General features: G+C 61.6%; 14 protein-coding genes. 10 read left to right on the forward strand and 4 right to left on the reverse strand.

The genetic code is table 11. The features are described from left to right. The first annotated feature begins 106 nt into the window (after positions 1-106). Genes NPS58_RS21860 through NPS58_RS21890 form a run of 7 tightly spaced genes read left to right on the forward strand, consistent with a single transcriptional unit; the run spans position 107 to position 8,253 of the window. Positions 107-1,864, forward strand: coding sequence for a carbamoyltransferase family protein (locus NPS58_RS21860; protein WP_274117351.1), 1,758 nt, complete (start codon positions 107-109; stop codon positions 1,862-1,864). After that, positions 1,848-2,978 (forward strand): glycosyltransferase, encoded by a 1,131-nt coding sequence (locus tag NPS58_RS21865; protein WP_274117352.1) that lies wholly within the window; start codon positions 1,848-1,850, stop codon positions 2,976-2,978. The genes NPS58_RS21860 and NPS58_RS21865 overlap by 17 nt, the downstream gene beginning before the upstream one ends. Beyond that, a complete protein-coding gene (locus tag NPS58_RS21870; RefSeq protein ID WP_274117353.1) occupies positions 2,978-3,874 on the forward strand; it encodes an antimicrobial resistance protein Mig-14 in 897 nt (298 codons plus the stop codon). The genes NPS58_RS21865 and NPS58_RS21870 overlap by 1 nt, the downstream gene beginning before the upstream one ends. Beyond that, positions 3,871-5,271 carry a PIG-L deacetylase family protein gene (locus NPS58_RS21875; protein WP_274117591.1) on the forward strand — a complete coding sequence of 467 codons (1,401 nt, stop codon included), beginning with the start codon at positions 3,871-3,873 and terminating at the stop codon, positions 5,269-5,271. The genes NPS58_RS21870 and NPS58_RS21875 overlap by 4 nt, the downstream gene beginning before the upstream one ends. A 48-nt stretch (positions 5,272-5,319) precedes the next feature. Then, entirely contained in the window at positions 5,320-6,276 is a 957-nt protein-coding gene (locus NPS58_RS21880; RefSeq protein ID WP_274117354.1) for a glycosyltransferase family protein, read from the forward strand. 60 nt (positions 6,277-6,336) lie between these two features. Next, positions 6,337-7,110: a glycosyltransferase family 2 protein gene (locus NPS58_RS21885; RefSeq protein ID WP_274117355.1), complete on the forward strand. Its 774-nt coding sequence runs from the start codon at positions 6,337-6,339 to the stop codon at positions 7,108-7,110. 48 nt (positions 7,111-7,158) lie between these two features. Beyond that, on the forward strand, positions 7,159-8,253 hold the full coding sequence (locus NPS58_RS21890; protein ID WP_274117356.1) for a glycosyltransferase: 1,095 nt from the start codon (positions 7,159-7,161) through the stop codon (positions 8,251-8,253). 3 nt (positions 8,254-8,256) lie between these two features. Here NPS58_RS21890 and NPS58_RS21895 read toward each other — a convergent pair whose 3' ends face one another. Continuing rightward, entirely contained in the window at positions 8,257-8,859 is a 603-nt protein-coding gene (locus NPS58_RS21895) for a toluene tolerance protein (protein ID WP_274117357.1), read from the reverse strand. Between the two features lie 97 nt (positions 8,860-8,956). Here NPS58_RS21895 and NPS58_RS21900 point away from each other — a divergent pair, with 97 nt between their 5' ends. The 3 genes from NPS58_RS21900 (at position 8,957) to hldE (ending at position 13,515) form a co-directional block, all read left to right on the forward strand. Beyond that, the gene (locus NPS58_RS21900) at positions 8,957-10,132 is read left to right on the forward strand and encodes an O-antigen ligase family protein (RefSeq protein ID WP_274117592.1); all 1,176 of its coding nucleotides are present in this window, start codon (positions 8,957-8,959) and stop codon (positions 10,130-10,132) included. A 15-nt stretch (positions 10,133-10,147) separates the two neighbouring features. After that, complete coding sequence (gene msbA, locus NPS58_RS21905; RefSeq protein WP_028945638.1) at positions 10,148-11,962, forward strand: lipid A export permease/ATP-binding protein MsbA; 1,815 nt, start codon at positions 10,148-10,150, stop codon at positions 11,960-11,962. A 131-nt stretch (positions 11,963-12,093) separates the two neighbouring features. Then, positions 12,094-13,515: a bifunctional D-glycero-beta-D-manno-heptose-7-phosphate kinase/D-glycero-beta-D-manno-heptose 1-phosphate adenylyltransferase HldE gene (gene hldE, locus NPS58_RS21910; protein ID WP_274117358.1), complete on the forward strand. Its 1,422-nt coding sequence runs from the start codon at positions 12,094-12,096 to the stop codon at positions 13,513-13,515. 61 nt (positions 13,516-13,576) lie between these two features. On the opposite strand, the gene NPS58_RS21915 is transcribed toward hldE, so the two are convergent. Genes NPS58_RS21915 through NPS58_RS21925 form a run of 3 tightly spaced genes read right to left on the reverse strand, consistent with a single transcriptional unit; the run spans position 13,577 to position 16,568 of the window. Further along, positions 13,577-14,539: a metal ABC transporter ATPase gene (locus NPS58_RS21915; RefSeq protein WP_274117359.1), complete on the reverse strand. Its 963-nt coding sequence runs from the start codon at positions 14,537-14,539 to the stop codon at positions 13,577-13,579. Positions 14,540-14,586: 47 nt separating this feature from the next. Continuing rightward, positions 14,587-15,396: an aldo/keto reductase gene (locus NPS58_RS21920; RefSeq protein WP_274117360.1), complete on the reverse strand. Its 810-nt coding sequence runs from the start codon at positions 15,394-15,396 to the stop codon at positions 14,587-14,589. After that, positions 15,393-16,568: an NAD(P)/FAD-dependent oxidoreductase gene (locus NPS58_RS21925; protein WP_274117361.1), complete on the reverse strand. Its 1,176-nt coding sequence runs from the start codon at positions 16,566-16,568 to the stop codon at positions 15,393-15,395. The genes NPS58_RS21920 and NPS58_RS21925 overlap by 4 nt, the downstream gene beginning before the upstream one ends. Between the last annotated feature and the right edge of the window lie 11 nt (positions 16,569-16,579).

Raw genomic sequence — 16,579 nt, forward strand, 5'->3', positions numbered from 1 at the left:
CGCGGGGCAAGCCCGCTTCTACGCTTTGCGTTATAATCCCGCTCTTTCGTTGCCGCTCGCCCCACGGGGCCAGGGCGCATTTTTACAGATTGAAGAGGCTAGACCCTTGGCATTGACGATTCTTGGCCTGTCCGGCGCCCTTAGCCATGATCCTTCCGCGGCCCTGTACATCGACGGCAAGCTGATTGCCGCCGCTGAAGAAGAGCGCTTCGTGCGCGACAAACATGCAAAGAACCGCATGCCCTACGAATCGGCGAAGTTCTGCCTGGAACAGGCCGGCATCAAACCTTCCGACGTTGACGTGGTGGCCATCCCGTTCGCCCCGATCAGCCTGTTCGGCGAGGCCCGCTGGCACTATGCCAAGCGTTACTGGTACGCCCCGGATCGCGCCCTCGATGCGATCCTGATGGGCAACCGTCGCTACAAGCGCTACCGCAAGAAGATCGTCTGGTGCCTGGAGCAACTGGGCTTCGACCCCAAGAAGGTCAAGATCGAGCCGGTCGAGCACCACTTGGCCCATGCCTCCAGTGCCTACCACTGCTCGGGCTTCAAGGAAAAAACCGCGATCCTCGGCATCGACGGTAAAGGCGAATACGCCACGACTTTCTTCGGCTACGGCGAAAACGGCAAGATCCACAAGATCAAGGAATTCTTCGATCCCGACTCCCTCGGTGGCCTGTACGGCGCGATCACCGAATTCCTCGGTTTCGAGATGCTCGACGGCGAGTTCAAGGTCATGGGCATGGCGCCGTATGGCGATGCCAGCAAGTACGACTTCTCGCGCCTGGCCTCGTTCGAGAACGGCGAGCTGGTGATCAACACCGACTACGCCAACGTCATCGGCCTGCGTCGCTATAAAGAAAAGGGCAAGGGTTTCTACTTCTCGCCAAAACTCATCGAGTGGCTGGGTCCCAAGCGCGAAGGCGATATCGCCGACGAGCCTTACATCCACTACGCGGCCAGCATGCAGGCACTGTTCGAGAAAATTGCCCTGCAGATGATCGACCACTACCTGGGTGACATCCTCAAGGAAACCGGCAAGCTGGCCTTCGCTGGCGGTTGCGCGCTGAACGTCAAACTCAACCAGAAGATCATTGCCCGTCCCGACCTCAAGGAACTGTTCGTGCAGCCGGCCTCCGGCGACGCCGGTACCGCCGTCGGTGCCGCGGCCTATGTGTCCCACGCCCGTGGTGTACCGGTCGAGAAGATGGAACACGTCTACCTCGGCCCTGCGTATTCCAACGAGGATGTAATCGCTGCCTGTGCCCGTCACCCGAGCCAGCCGAAATGGCGCAAGCTCGAGAACATGCCGGAGCAGATCGCCAAGATCATGGTCGATGGCAATCCGGTGGCCTGGTTCCAGGGTCGCATGGAGTTCGGTCCGCGCGCCCTCGGTGGTCGTTCGATCATCGGTTGCCCAAGCGTTGCCGGCGTTGCCGACCGCATCAACCACCAGATCAAGTTCCGCGAGCGCTGGAGGCCTTTCTGCCCGTCGATGCTCGACACCGTCGCCCCGCAGATGATCAAGATCGATCACCCGGCACCGTTCATGACCTTCACCTTCGAAGTGGCGGAAGAGTGGAAGACCCGCGTGCCGGAAGTCGTCCATGAAGACGGCACTTCGCGGGCCCAGGTGCTCAAGCGCGAGTACAACCCGCGCTACTACGACATGATGAAGGCGCTGGAAGACCTGACCGGTAACGGCGTTTCGCTCAACACGTCGCTCAACCGTCGTGGCGAGCCGATGATCTGCTCGCCGACCGACGCCTTGAACATGTTCTTCGGCTCGGACCTGCAGTACCTGATCATGGAAGACATCCTGGTAGTCAAGGACGGCGCGAACTCTTATGACGTCCAGGGCTGAAAAGCGCGTCCTGCAGTTCTGTCACGGCTATGACGGTCCGTTCCTGGACTGCGCGCGTCAGTACGCCAGCCTGTTCAGCGGCAGCGGCTACAAGGTCACCACGGTGTTCCTGACCGGTGCCGCCGACCCCGAGGTAGCGGCTGGTTGCGCGTCTGACGAAGTGCTGTTCCTGGAGTTCAGTTCCAAGGCCATTCGTGGCCTCAAGCTGGGAGCGATCCGTGCAATGCGCCGGATCGTTGCCTCGCGCAACTTCAGTTTCTGCATCGCCCATCGCTTCAAGCCCATCTACATTGCCCTGCTTGGCAGTCGTCTGCCGGTAATCGGTGTGCATCATGCATTCGGTGATTATCAGCGCAGCAGCCGCCAGCTGTTTGCCAATCTGTTTCGCCAGCGCCTGAGCCTGCTCGGGGTGTCCGATGCGGTACGCGACGATATGCGCAAGTGCCTGGTCAAGTGGCCGGCCGAGCGCATTCAGACGCTCTACAACCGTATCGATATCCAGGCGCTGCAGGCAATCCAGGTGCCAGCCGGCGAGGCGCGCCAGGCCCTGGGCCTGGATCCGCAGGCGTGGATCGTCGGTAACGTCGGCCGCCTGCACCCCGACAAGGACCAGGCGACCCTGCTGCGTGGATTCGCCCAGGCATTGCCTGGCTTGCCGGGCGGTGCGCGCCTGGCGATTCTGGGCAAGGGGCGCCTGGAGCAGTCGCTCAAGGCGCTGGCGGCTGAGCTGGGCATCGCTGCACAGGTGGATTTTCTCGGTCAGGTGCCTGACGCTCGCCGCTACTTCAAGGCGTTCGATGCGTTTGCCCTGAGCTCCGACCACGAGCCGTTCGGCATGGTGCTGCTCGAAGCCATGGTCGCTGGCGTGCCAGTGCTGGCCACCGCGTGTGGCGGTGCCCTGGAAGTGGTCGAGGGGGTCGGTATTCTGTTCCCGCTGGGAGATGCCGAGCGCCTTGGGCAGGGTCTGCAGCACCTGGCCGTGCTCGACCAAGGCCAGCGCCAGGAGTGTGCCGAGCGCATGCTTGGGCGATTGCATGAGCGTTTTTCCGATAGCGCCGTGCGCGATGCGTTCTGGCAACTGCCGCACGTACGCGCGCTGACCGCGGAGGCTTGATGCTTAACCATATTCAAGGCTGGCGCGAACGCGGCTGGTCGGTGATCGATGCGCCTACTTACGCCCAGGCCTGGCAGCGATTCGGTGGCAGCGTCGCCACGCATCCCCTGGTGATTGGACAACTGGCGGACCTGGCGCAGATTCCGGTGCGCTATCTGGGTTGGGAGCATAACGGTGAGCTCAAGGCAGCGATCCCGACCTGGGGTCGCCACCTGGCTCTGTCCAAGGACGTGCTCAAGCGTCACGGCAAGAAAGGCCTGTACGACCTGGGGAATGCCGAGCTGATCCTGCCGGCGGCTGTCGATGCACAGGCGCCGCTGCGCCATGCCGGGCGTTATCTGTCCGAGCTCAATCAGGGGCGCTTTGCCAATCTGAAGCTGCAGGCCGAATCCCTGGCCATGGCACGTACGCCTGAAGACCTGTCGAAGAAGTTCCGCTACAACCAGCGCCGCGAACTGAGGTTGCTGGAAGAGGCGGGCGGCCAGGTACGGCCAGTCACTGACTTCAGTAGCGCTGAACTGGCGGCAATCTACTGTGATCTGTTCCAGCGTCGCTGGGCGTTCCCGGCGACGGGCGCCGAGCGCATGGCCGATGTCATCGAGCGCTTGCGCGAGTTGTTGATCGGCTCGGTGCTGTTTCTCGACGACGCGCCAATTGCCATTCAACTGGTATACCGCGTCGAGGCACCGGAGTGGATCAGCGTCGAATACATCAATGGTGGCGTTGACCCGCAAACCAAGGCCTTCAGCCCTGGCAGCGTATTGAGTTTCCTCAATACCCAGGCGGCCTGGGAAGATGCCCGGGCGCGCAACAAGCCGCTGCGTTTCTCGTTCGGTCGCGCCGATCGTGAGTACAAGGATCGTTGGTGCAATCCCGTGCCGGTATTTCAGGTGTGAGCCGCAAGCAGCAGTTGCTCAAGCAGCACCGGCGCAACAAGCGGCTGGGGCTGCTGGTCGGCCTGGTTCTGCTGATTGCGCTGGGGATCCTTGTACAGTGGTGGTTGCCGCTGTTGCTCCTGCCGTTGCTGTGGATTGCCCACGAAGCCTGGTTCGCCGACCATTTGTTCTACTCGCCTGCCGAAGACTATCACTACGACTTCCCGCCCGAGTGCGTCGCTCATCCGGTCAAGCTGGCCGACGGGACTGTGCAGTTGCCATCGCCCTTGCACCTCGCCGGGGATGAAACCCTGGTGTTGCAGCTGCGCCTGAAAAGCCGTTGGCTGGGACGTTTCCTGGATCCGGCCGTGGTGCTCGGTGCCGACGACCGTCAGGGTTTCGAGCGCGGGGTCATGGGCATGCGCTACCTGAACCTGACCGGCATGGCCGAGTCGCTGGCAAGCGGGGTGTTGCGTCTGCGCGGCCAGCATTGCCGCCTGCCGACTGAGGCGACGCTGTGGGTGGTTCCCGCTCAAGACCTGCGTCAGCAGCGAGTCATGGTTATCGCGCCGCATGCCGATGATGCCGAACTTGCGGCCTACGGCCTGTACAGCCAGGCGCAGGAAGCCTGGGTGGTGACCCTGACCGCCGGTGAAATCGAAGCCGAGCACTACCAGCAGATGGGCCTGCCCAAGGCCGAAGCTGCCAGGCTCAAGGGGCGGCTGCGAGCCTGGGACAGTATTGCCGTTCCGCGCTGGGCCGGTATCCCCGAGGCGCATTGCGTACAGCTGGGGTATTTCTGTCTGCAGTTGCCCGCCATGCAGGCCAACCCTGACCAACCGGTTGCCTCGCGTGAAGCCGAGCTTGCCGATATCCGCCTGTTCCGTCAGTTCAATCCGATGCTGCTGCCAGGCGACCGGGATGGTGCGCCCACCTGGAACAATCTGCTGGCAGACTTGCGCGAGGTGTTGCTCAAGGCGCGTCCGCAGGTGCTGGTAATGCCGCACCCGACGCTCGATCCGCACCCCGACCATATCTGCGCCCAGGCGGCTGTGCTGCAAGCCCTGCAAGGCCTGGAGTGGCAACCTGAAGTGATATTAGGTTATGCCAACCACCTGCATGACAACGATCGCTGGCCCATGGGTGAAAGCGGTGCCGGTATTGCCTTGCCGCCGCACCTTGAAGGCGCGGATGCCGGGGCGCCCTACAGCCTGGTGCTGGACCTGGCGACTCAGCGAGACAAGGCCATGGCCCTGGGGATGATGCATGACCTGCAACCCCCAGCGCCGTTCAAGCGTCGAATCCGGCGCCTGCTTCAACGTTGGCTGGCGGGTCGGCGCGGATCGCCCTATGGCGATAACGAGTTTTTCCGCAAGGCTGTACGTCGACATGAATTGTTCTGGCGACGCGATCTCTGATCGTGGCGCATGACTGTTAGCGGCCGAGCAAAGGCCGCAAGGAAGACAATGAAAGTTCTATTTCTGGTGCAGAAAGAACAACGGGCAATCCTCGATCGTCTCTACGACGGTGTGGCTGCCCATTGCGATTGCGATCTGCGCTGGCTCAGCAGTGCCGATCAGCGCAACCTGCGCAGCTATTTCCGTCGCGAAGTCGACGTCGAAAAGTATGATCGGATCGTGTTTTTTCTGCGTTTCAAGCAAGAAATCCGTCAGGTCGGCTTCATTCGTACGGTGCCCAATCTGGTCATCCTCGAGCACGATGCCTATCAGAACTACATCCCCTGCAAGTACACCGGCAAGTTCAGTGCGCACTATCGCCAATTGCCGTGGGCGCGGGTGATCAGCTCCGGCTACATGGTCAGCGAGCGCTTGCGTCAGGAGGGCTTCGACGCCGAGTTCGTGCCCAAGGGCTACGACCAGCAGTTGCTCGCCGACCAGGGCCGTGAGCGGGATATCGAGCTGGCCTTTGTCGGCAGCACCAACAGCGTGGCCTACAGCGGGCGCAAGGCGCTGCTTGACGAGCTGGCGCAGGTGGAAAACCTGCTGGTGACCCGGACCAAGTCCGGCGAAGAGTATTGCGATACGCTCAACCGCATTCGCTACTTCGTCAGTGCCGATGTGGGCATGGGCGAATACATGATCAAGAATTTCGAGGCAATGGCCTGCGGCTGTGTGCTGCTGGCCTTTGACCAGGGCGAGGCAGAAAATCGCGCCCTGGGTCTGAAAGACATGCACAACGTGGTGCTGTATGGCAGCATCGCGCAGTTGCAAGAGAAGCTCAAAGTGCTACGCGCCGACCCTGCCCTGGCCGAGGAAATCGGTCGCAACGGTCGTGATCTTGCGGTCGCGCAATTCAGCTTCGCTCAAGTGGGTCGTAGCATCGTTGAAAAAATGCAGCCACCTCTGCGTCCCCGTCCAGCCCTGACCGGCTGGCAGCGTTTGCGTTTGAGACTGGGCCTATGAGCCGGCTGTCCTGCGTCAAGGTCTCGAGCAACCAAATACAGTACATGGGGAGGGAATCCGGTGCGATTCAGTGAAGAGAGTGATGTAACCCTGGTGGTTACCAGTTGCGGGCGATTCGACCTGCTCAAGCTTACGCTGGAGAGTTTCGACCGTTTCAATACGGCACCGATACGCGAGGTGTTCATTACCGAAGACTCCGGCGATGACGCGGTGCATGGCGCGGTTCCGGAGCACTGGAAACCCCATACCACGGTGTTCGTCAACCGCCCCAAACTGGGTCAGCTGGCATCGATCGACCTGGCTTACGAGCGAGTCAAGACGCCCTATGTCTTCCACTGCGAAGATGACTGGGAGTTCTACCGGCCGGGGTTCGTCGAGGACTCGCGCAGCATTCTCGAAGTCAGCCCGCAGTTGTTGCAGGTGTGGTTGCGCAGCTATGCCCATGACCTGAAATTGCACAGCCCCTACATCCACTTGGGTGAGCGTCAGATCATCAACGGCGTGCCTTGCTACCCGTTGTTGTCGAGCAAGCCGGAGTGGCAAAGTTTCTCGCTGAACCCGGGTTTGCGTCGACTGAGCGATTATCAACGCTGCGCTCCATTTGCCGCCTATGCTGGTGAAAAGGCACTGTCAAAGCGCTATGCCGAATTGAACCTGACAGGGGTTACCCTGGAAGGCGACGCGGTGTTGCATACCGGGTTCGGCTCCCATGTGAGCCTTCCCGAAGAGCGTCGGCGCAAGGATCGACGCCGTCAGCGCGATCGGTTCAAGCTGGCGGTGATGCTGGTAGTCGGGATTGCACTCGGATTGGGGGTTGGCTTTTTTGCGCATTGATTCGGCCTATATGTTTGTTGTCTATACCGAAGCAGGGGGATTGACCCCGTGAATATCGTCAACATCATGTGGGCTGGCGGCGCGCCGTACGTCTCGGTGCACAAGGTGCACCAGCAAATTCTTTCCCAGGCAGGGCCTGGTGCTGCCATCAGCAGTTGGCTGCTGCAAGGTCACGGCCCGTGCTGCAGTGTCGGCGAGACGCGTGAATGGCAGCTGTCCCAGCGCCTGCTCAAGGGCCGACATTTCTGGAAGCTGCTGCAACCCTGGATGCGTGGGCGCTTTCACGACGCGCTGAAGCAGGCCGGTACCGAGGTGGTGTTGCTCGACGGCCTCGGGGTCTCCCGGTTGGTACTTCCGGTGCTGCGCCAACTGCCTCATGTGCGGGCGGCCGTCGTGTTTCATGGCAAGACGCGGTTGCACCGCGGTGATATCAGCTTGCTGCGCAGCTTCCAGTCTTCCCAGGTGACGCTTGTGGCAGTGTCCCAGACGCTTGCCAATGCGCTAGAGCAAGATCTTGGTATGCCGGTGCAGGTGCTGCGCTCGGCGCTTGAACCGGCCAGCTTTCGTCAGAGATTACTGGACCGGGCCGCCGCCCGACAGGCGCTCGGTTTGCCGCTCGACGGCGGCCCGGTGCTGGGGGCGGTGGGGCGACTGGTCGATAGCAAGGGGTTCGATTATTTGCTTGATGCCTTTGCGCTGGCCCGTCGGCAACAGCCTGATTTGCACCTGGTGATTCTGGGCGATGGCAACGAGCGGTCGCTGCTTGAGTCGCGTATCCAGGCGCTGGACCTTGGGGAGGCGGTTACCCTGCAAGGGCACTGTAATGGCCTGGCCCATCTGTACCGGGCATTCGACTGGGTATTGATACCCTCGCGCTCCGAAGGGCTGGGGCTGGTGCTGCAAGAGGCTGTGATGGCCGATGTGCCGGTCTTGTGCAGCGACCTGTCGGTGTTTCACGAGCAGTTGGGCGACGCGGGTCGCTACGCCCCTGTCGGGGATATCGAGGCCTGGGGGCGGGCGATCATCGAGAGCGTGGCCTGTGATCGTGGCCGGGTGGCCCAGGCCCAATATCAGGCGCTTGCGCCAGAGCAGGTCTGGCAGCGCTTCAGCCAGACCTCCAATGCATTGCTTCGAGCGTCCTGAGCGTCAGCCCAGCAGGGCACGTTCCAGCTCGGCCAGGGGAAACTGGTCTTCAAGCCGTTCCCGGGCGATGTAGCGGGCAAAATGCTGCACGTTGCGTCGGATCATGCGATTGGACAGCGGCGCCCGCATGAAGCGCATGTCCGCGACGTCGATCAGTCCCATCTCCTGGTCAGGGGTGACGACAATGTTGCCCAGGTGCAATGACCGAAAATAGATCCCCGACGTGTGTAGTTTGCGTACCAGTGCCACAAGCTCCGGCAGGCGCTCCTGCCAGCTGAAGCCGTCCTTGCGGGATAATTGGCTCAAGGTTTCACCGGGCAGCGGCTGATACAGCACTGCGGTCATCCCTGGCGCGTCCAGCTTGTAGTACTTCAATACCTTCAGCGTAGGAATCCCCTTTTTCTCCAGCCGCTTCGCGTTGTCGATGAAGCGCAGCGAGTAAGGTCGCAGCAGTGCAGATGAAATTAACCGCTTGCGCCTGAAGAGCTTGAGGATGTTGCCATCGTTTAGCAGGTACACTTTGGCGCCATAGCTGTCGGCCTCGAGCACCTTGGCACCGAGGATGAGCTGGTTGAAGTCGACCTGGGGAAGCCGGGAACATTGCATGAATAGGGCCTTCAACGGGCTAGCGAAAAGACCGGCCATAATGCCGAAAAGTTTACCGATGCACCATGGCGGTGTTGTTCAATTGATGGGGATACACATGATGTACGCAAGGCGCTGGGCGCAGGCCTGGCTGGCGATTGGCTTTCTCTGGTTTCTGGTGGCCATTGCCCTGGCGCCGAGCAACAAGATCTATCAACAGGGGCTGGTGGCCTTCCTCTGGTTGCCGACTCTGGTGCTTTTATGGTCGGCGCGTGGGGTTCTGGTTGAGGTCTGGAATGCTCAGCGTGCGTTGTGTGTCTCAGTGATTCTGCTGGCGAGCTGGTCGGCAATAAGCCTGCTCTGGGGGAGTAGTGAAGAGGTTGGGCGAGAGCTCAAACGGTTATTGTACATAGCGGTTTTTCTGTTGTTTTTCCCATTGCTTGCCAGCGCTGGAGAGAACCATCTGATCAGGCTAATGCAGTGGGGCGGTGTTGGGCTTGGCGTTGCTTCGTTCTACTCAATCATCCAATTCTACGGCGTACAGGGGCAGCCTTGGATTTTCCGGCTGTATGGCATTGGCGAATTGTCTCATCCGATTTTGGGGGCGTATGTAGTTGCTGCGGCAATCGTCTGGATGCTTCATTGGCCTCCACAGGAACGATGGTTTCAAGTGATCTGGGCACTGTCGCTATCGTGCCTCGGCGCATTCCTGGTCTTCTCCCAGAGCCGTGGCGCCGCTTTGGGGTGCTTGATCTCCCTGGTCGCGATGCCTATATGGTGTCGGGATCGCAAGAGCTACCTGATTGCGGCAGCAGCCACGGGGGCCTCTCTGATGGCATTTGCCTTATTGCATGCACTAATCATGGAGCGTGGTTCCTCCTTTCGATTGGAAATTTTCCAAGCCACTTTACAACTGATTTCACAGCATCCATGGGGCGGACTGGGGCTTGGGTCTTCCTACACCGTTTCGGCGGTCGGTCAGCAATTCGATCACGCGCACAATATGTTTACCCATGTTGCCGTTCAACTGGGTGTCACAGGGATGTTGTTGTGGCTGGGACTCTGGCTGTGTGCCTTGCGCGAAATCTGGCGTGCGCGTTCGACTCCTTTTGGCAAGGGCATGATGGGCCTGTGGCTGTTTTCTACCCTGGCCATGCAGTTCGATGCTGCTAGCCTCACTGGAACGCCTCGGGCCGAGTGGTTCATCAGTTGGTTGCCGGTGGGGTTGGCGTTTGCACTAGTGTGGGTGCATGCCCGCCGTCCGGGCTGTGATAAAATTTCCGGTTCAATCTGAACAGCGAGCTCGACGATGGCCGAAACACCGCTAAAGGCGGAGCAGCAGAGCAGCTCCAGCCTGAAAATCTACTTCCGGCTGCTGAGCTATGTGAAACCGTACATCGGCATTTTCATGCTGAGTATCGTCGGTTTCGTGATCTTTGCCTCAACCCAGCCAATGCTGGCCGGGATCCTCAAGTATTTCGTCGACGGCTTGAGCAACCCTCAGGCGGTGTTGTTCCCCACCGTGCCCTACCTCAAGGATCTGCAATTGCTGCAGGCCGTGCCGCTGCTGATCGTGCTGATCGCGGCCTGGCAGGGGCTGGGGTCGTTCCTGGGTAACTACTTCCTGGCCAAGGTTTCGCTGGGCCTGGTCCACGACCTGCGGGTCGAGTTGTTCAACAAGTTGCTGGTGCTGCCCAACCGCTATTTCGACAACCACAACTCCGGTCACCTGATTTCTCGTATCACCTTCAACGTCACCATGGTCACCGGCGCGGCAACCGATGCCATCAAGGTGGTGATCCGCGAAGGCCTGACCGTGGTGTTCCTGTTCATTTACCTGCTGTGGATGAACTGGAAGCTGACCCTGGTGATGCTGGCGATCCTGCCGATCATTGCGGTGATGGTGGGGAGTGCGAGCAAAAAATTCCGCAAGCAGAGCAAAAAGATCCAGGTCGCGATGGGTGATGTCACCCACGTGGCCTCCGAGACTATTCAGGGCTATCGCGTGGTGCGCAGTTTCGGTGGTGAAAGCTATGAGCAGAAGCGTTTTGCCGACGCCAGCCAGAGCAACACCGACAAGCAGCTGCGCATGACCAAGACGGGCGCGGTGTATACCCCTATGCTGCAACTGGTGATCTACACCGCCATGGCTGCGTTGATGTTCCTGGTGTTGTTCCTGCGTGGCGATGCCACCGCGGGTGACCTGGTCGCCTACATCACCGCGGCTGGCCTGCTGCCCAAGCCGATTCGCCAGTTGTCGGAAGTGAGCTCCACCATCCAGAAGGGCCTGGCCGGTGCCGAAAGTATCTTCGAGCAGCTGGACGAGGCGCCTGAAGTCGACAACGGTACGGTAGAGCTGGACCGTGTCGTCGGTCGCCTTGAAGTGCGCAACCTCAGCTTCACCTATCCCGGTACCGAGCGTCAGGTGCTGTCGGATATTTCCTTCACTGCAGAGCCAGGGCAGATGATTGCCCTGGTGGGGCGCTCAGGCAGCGGCAAGTCGACCCTGGCGGGCCTGATCCCGCGCTTCTACCATCATGACCAGGGCCAGATCCTGCTCGACGGTGTCGAGATCGAAAACTATCGCTTGCGCAACCTGCGCCGCCATGTGGCCCAGGTGACCCAGCATGTCACCCTTTTCAACGATACCGTGGCCAATAACATTGCCTATGGCGACCTGGCCGGTGCGCCGCGTGCGGAAATCGAAGCTGCCGCGGCCGATGCCTATGCCAAGGATTTCGTCGAACAGTTGCCACAGGGCTTCGATACCCAGGTCGGCGAGAACGGCGTGCTGTTGTCTGGCGGCCAGCGCCAGCGCCTGGCGATTGCCCGGGCCTTGCTCAAGAACGCGCCGTTATTGATCCTCGACGAAGCCACCTCGGCGCTGGACACCGAGTCCGAGCGCCATATCCAGGCGGCACTCGATCATGTGATGAAGGGCCGAACCACGCTGGTTATCGCCCACCGCCTGTCGACCATCGAGAAGGCGGACATGATCCTGGTCATGGACCAGGGCAAGCTGGTCGAGCGTGGCACCCACGCCGAGTTGCTGGCCGCCAATGGCTATTACGCCAGGTTGCATGCCATGGGCCTGGACGAGCCGGCCAAGGCCGATATCACCTGACCTGTCTACGGGGCCCGTTCTGGGCCCCGTTCGCATACTTGTGGAGAGTCCGCGGGCAAGGCTGTAAACAAGCCTTCGTCTTGCCTGTGCTAATATCCTGCCCCTGTTAATTTTGTATATATGGGTTGCCCATGAAGTTGTCCATGCCGCGTTTCGATCAAGCCCCGGTACTGGTGGTGGGCGATGTCATGCTCGACCGCTACTGGCATGGCGGTACCTCACGGATCTCGCCTGAAGCCCCGGTGCCGGTGGTCAAGGTCGAACAGATCGAGGACCGTCCCGGCGGTGCGGCCAACGTCGCCTTGAACATCGCCGCGCTGGGTGCTCCGGCGTCCCTGGTCGGGGTTACCGGCCAGGATGAAGCTGCCGAGAGCCTGGCCAACAGCCTGCAGGCCGCCGGCGTTCGCTCGATCTTCCAGCGCATCGCGCACCAGCCGACCATCGTCAAGCTGCGGGTCATGAGCCGTCACCAGCAATTGCTGCGTATCGACTTCGAAGAACCCTTTGCCACCGACCCGCTGTCGCTGGGTGCCGAAGTCGACACCCTGCTCGAAGGCGTTAAGGTGCTGGTGTTGTCCGACTACGGCAAAGGCGCCCTGAAAAACCATCAAGCCCTGATCCAGGCGGCGCGGGCCAAGGGCATTCCGGTACTTGCCGATCCCAAGGGCAAGGATTTCTCGATCTATCGTGGTGCCAGCCTGATCACTCCAAACCTCAGCGAGTTCGAAACTATCGTCGGTCGCTGCACCGATGAAGCCGAGCTGGTGGCCAAGGGTGGCCAACTGATGCACGAGCTGGAGCTGGGGGCTTTGCTGGTGACCCGCGGCGAGCACGGCATGACCTTGCTGCGCCCCGAGCATCCGGCGCTGCATTTGCCGGCCCGTGCCCGTGAAGTCTTTGATGTCACCGGTGCCGGCGACACGGTGATCTCGACCCTGGCCGCAGCGATCGCTGCCGGTGAAGACCTGCCACACGCTGTTGGCCTTGCCAATCTGGCAGCTGGCATCGTGGTCGGCAAGCTGGGTACCGCAGCCATCAGCGCGCCAGAGCTGCGTCGTGCCATCCAGCGCGAGGAAGGTTCGGAACGCGGTGTGCTGAGCCTTGACCAACTGTTGCTGGCCATTGACGACGCCCGTGCCCATAACGAAAAGATCGTCTTCACCAACGGTTGCTTCGACATCCTCCATGCCGGTCACGTGACCTATCTGGAGCAGGCGCGCGCCCAGGGTGATCGCCTGATCGTTGCGGTCAACGACGATGCGTCGGTCAGCCGCCTCAAAGGCCCGGGCCGCCCGATCAACAGCGTTGACCGCCGCATGGCGGTATTGGCAGGTCTTGGTGCAGTGGACTGGGTCATCAGCTTCCCGGAAGGTACGCCGGAAAACCTGCTCAGCCAGGTCAAGCCAGACGTGCTGGTCAAGGGTGGTGACTACGGGATCGACCAGGTGGTTGGCGCTGACATCGTCAAGGCCTACGGCGGTACGGTAAAAGTGCTGGGGCTTGTCGAGAACAGCTCGACTACCGCCATCGTCGAGAAGATTCGCAAGCACTGATGTGCGCATCGCGGGGCAAGCCCGCTCCTACAGTTAGGAGCGGGCTTGCCCCGCGATTGGTTTACTTGCGCAACCCGCCCCGCGCCATCTGCAGCAACTCCCGCGCCTTGCCTGTCAGCCGCTGCAATCCGGAATCCGGTCTAGGCGTTGCCAGCCCCTGCTGGCTGACCCAATCCTTCCAGCGAATCCGCTCATCCTTCACCAGCCAGCCTTCCTGCCGGGCAAAGCTTTCGGCCAGGTACAGGCCGCGGGTGCTTGCGGGCACCAGGCGGTCCTTCTTCAAGGTATACAGCTCGGGCCGTGGATGGCCGTCTTCCAGGGGCATCAGGTAAAGGTCGGGGCGACTGCGGTTGAGCCGAGCCACCAACTGATCGCCTTCCAGCCGCTCATCGACATGAAACAGGCTCAGGGATTTGGCCTCACGCGGCACCTGCAGGCGCAGGTCGTAGATCAGCTGAAGTGAAGCGGTGGGCAGGTGAACGTAGGCACGCGGGCGTTCGAGCAGTTGCAGGTTGGCGCAGCGTACCGGCCGTGCGGCACCTGACTGCGGTGTAAGCACAAAGGGCAGGGCTTCGCGGTAGTGCAGGGCGTCGGCGTAGGGCGCTGGCAGCCAGGTATCGTTGAAGCGCCCGCCGAGCCAGCCTTCCGGAGTTTCCAGCAGGCATTCCTCGGCGACTTCCTGGATCGCGGTGTGCAACGGCAGGTTCAGTTCCTGGGCCGGCACATAGCCTGAAATCAGTTTCAACACTACATCGCCGCGGTCCTGGCGGCGCTGGCGGACCAGTACCCAGTAGTCGCGGTTCTGCCAATGCAGGGTCAGGCGCACCGAGACCCCCAGGTTGGCCAGCTCGACGGCGAAGCGCTGGCTGTCGGCCAGGTGGATCTGCTTGCGCCGTTGCTGGGTCTGGGCAAAGTTCAGCGGCATGCCGATGCTCTGGTAGCACAGCCCTTCGGGGCTGGCTTCGACATGCAGGGGTAGGGTCTTGAAGTTGCTCGGGTTCTTGCGGATCAGCGTTCGCGGCATGTCGGCTCCTTCTTGCGTTGGGGTCGGCCGCGACGGCGGCGCAGGCGTCAGCTACTCAGTATGGCGGCAACGGTGGCCACGTTGTGTGCCAGGTGTACAGGATTGATGGTGCCGACGATAGCACTGCTCACGCCGGGGTGGGCAAACAGCAATTCGAAGCTGGCGCGTACCGGGTCGACACCAGGGCTCAGGCAGACATGCCCGCTGGCCAGGGCTTTTTTTACCAGGATCGCTTTGCCGTGTTCGGCGGCATAGTCGAGTACCGGGCGTTCTGCCTGCTCGTTCAGATTGTAGGTGACCATGGCGCAATCGCCGCGCTCGAGTGCCTTCAATCCACCTGCCAGCGTTTTGCCCGAAAGTCCGAAGCCGCCGATCTTGCCTTCCTGTTTCAGAGTTTCGAGGGTCTGGTAGACCTCTTCGTGCTCGAGGATGTGCAGGTCATTGCCATCTGAATGCACCAGCACCAGGTCGATATGGTCGGTCTCCAGGCGCTGGAGACTGCGCTCGATGGAGAAGCGCGTGTGAGCGGCGCTGAAGTCGAAACGAGACTGGCCGTCGTCGAATTCTTCGCCCACCTTGCTGACTATCACCCAGTGTTCGCGCTGGCCGCGCAGCAACGGGCCGAGGCGCTCTTCGCTTCGGCCGTAGGCGGGTGCAGTGTCGATCAGGTTGATGCCCAGCTCGCGAGCCTGGGCCAGCAGCAGCCGCGCCTGGTCGTCGTCAGGGATGGTGAAGCCGTTGGGGTATTTGACCCCCTGGTCGCGGCCCAACTTGACCGTGCCCAGGCCCAGCGGAGAAACCCGCAGGCCGGTACTGCCCAGGGGGCGGTGAAAAGGGTGAAGAGTCGGCAGGCTCATGGCAGCAGTTGCTCCCAGACCGGTACCGCCATCGGAGGCTTGGGCAAGTCAGGCAAGGCTGCGCTATTGGTGGGCTTGACGCCGTCACGCTCAAGGTTGGCCAGCACCCGGTCGGCGAAGTCCGGCGCCAGCGCCAGCTTGGTCGGCCAGCCCACCAGCAGGCGATCCTGCTCGGCGAGAAAAGCGTTGTCGGGACGCACCAGACCAGACTGTGCAGGTTCGGCGCGGTCGATGCGCACGGTCGCCCAGCGCACCTGGCTCAGGTCGATCCAGGGCAGCAGGCTGGCGACTTCTTTTTTCGCCGCAGCGATCTGCGCGTCAGGTTCGCGGGCGACCCCGTCGGCCTCGGCCAGGTCGCCACCCAGGTACCAGACCCACTGGCCATCAGCGGCCGGATGGCTGGTAACGGTAATGCGCGGTTTGGGTCCGCCGCCCAGGCAGTGGGCATATAGCGGCTTGAGGCTGGCACCCTTGGCCATGACCATGTGCAACGGACGGCGTTGCATGGCCGGTTGCTTCAGGCCCAGGGTTTCCAGCAGGGCGGCATTGCCCGCGCCGGCGCTGAGCACGATACGCTTGGCGCGGACTTCGCGGCCATCGACACGCAGGCCGACCAGTTCGCCAGCTTCTTGCAGGGGTTCGATCTGTTGGCCTGCCAGAAGGCTGTCGCCGGCCAGTTCTGCCAGTCGGGTCAGCAGGCTTGGCACATCAATGACCAGTTCAGCCAGGCGATAGACCTTGCCCTTGAAGGCGCGATCCTGCAGGGCCGGGGGCAATTGCTCGCCCTTGACCTGGTCGACCCGGCCGCGCACGGCCTTGCTGGCGAAAAAGCTGGTGAGGTTGCCGGCCAGGGTGCCTGGCGACCACAGGTAATGAGCTTCAGACAGCAGGCGGACGCCGGACAGGTCCAGCTCGCCATTGCCAGCCAGGGCCTCGCGCCAGCGCCGCGGCATGTCGGCGATCGCTTCGGAGGCGCCGGTCAGGGCGCCATGCAGGGCGTACTTGGCGCCGCCGTGAATGATGCCTTGGGATTTGAGGGTCTGCTCGCCACCGAGGCTGGCGCGTTCCACCACCACCGTCGAGTAACCCAGGCGACGCAGGCGAGCATTGAGCCAGAGGCCTGCGACCCCTGCGCCGACGATCAGGACGTCGGTGGAAATAACGGATGGCATGCATGTACCTC

It is taken from the genome of Pseudomonas putida (assembly GCF_028682455.1).
GTDB lineage: Bacteria > Pseudomonadota > Gammaproteobacteria > Pseudomonadales > Pseudomonadaceae > Aquipseudomonas > Aquipseudomonas putida_AA.

What these genes read in the sequence shown, in the direction of transcription:
- NPS58_RS21880 (WP_274117354.1), top strand. Translation starts at nt 5,320, where the DNA reads ATGAAAGTTCTATTTCTGGTGCAGAAAGAACAACGGGCAATCCTCGAT.
- NPS58_RS21915 (WP_274117359.1), bottom strand. Translation starts at nt 14,539, where the DNA reads ATGCCGCGAACGCTGATCCGCAAGAACCCGAGCAACTTCAAGACCCTA.
- NPS58_RS21870 (WP_274117353.1), top strand. Translation starts at nt 2,978, where the DNA reads ATGCTTAACCATATTCAAGGCTGGCGCGAACGCGGCTGGTCGGTGATC.
- NPS58_RS21865 (WP_274117352.1), top strand. Translation starts at nt 1,848, where the DNA reads ATGACGTCCAGGGCTGAAAAGCGCGTCCTGCAGTTCTGTCACGGCTAT.
- NPS58_RS21925 (WP_274117361.1), bottom strand. Translation starts at nt 16,568, where the DNA reads ATGCCATCCGTTATTTCCACCGACGTCCTGATCGTCGGCGCAGGGGTC.
- NPS58_RS21920 (WP_274117360.1), bottom strand. Translation starts at nt 15,396, where the DNA reads ATGAGCCTGCCGACTCTTCACCCTTTTCACCGCCCCCTGGGCAGTACC.
- hldE (WP_274117358.1), top strand. Translation starts at nt 12,094, where the DNA reads ATGAAGTTGTCCATGCCGCGTTTCGATCAAGCCCCGGTACTGGTGGTG.
- msbA (WP_028945638.1), top strand. Translation starts at nt 10,148, where the DNA reads ATGGCCGAAACACCGCTAAAGGCGGAGCAGCAGAGCAGCTCCAGCCTG.
- NPS58_RS21900 (WP_274117592.1), top strand. Translation starts at nt 8,957, where the DNA reads ATGATGTACGCAAGGCGCTGGGCGCAGGCCTGGCTGGCGATTGGCTTT.
- NPS58_RS21895 (WP_274117357.1), bottom strand. Translation starts at nt 8,859, where the DNA reads ATGCAATGTTCCCGGCTTCCCCAGGTCGACTTCAACCAGCTCATCCTC.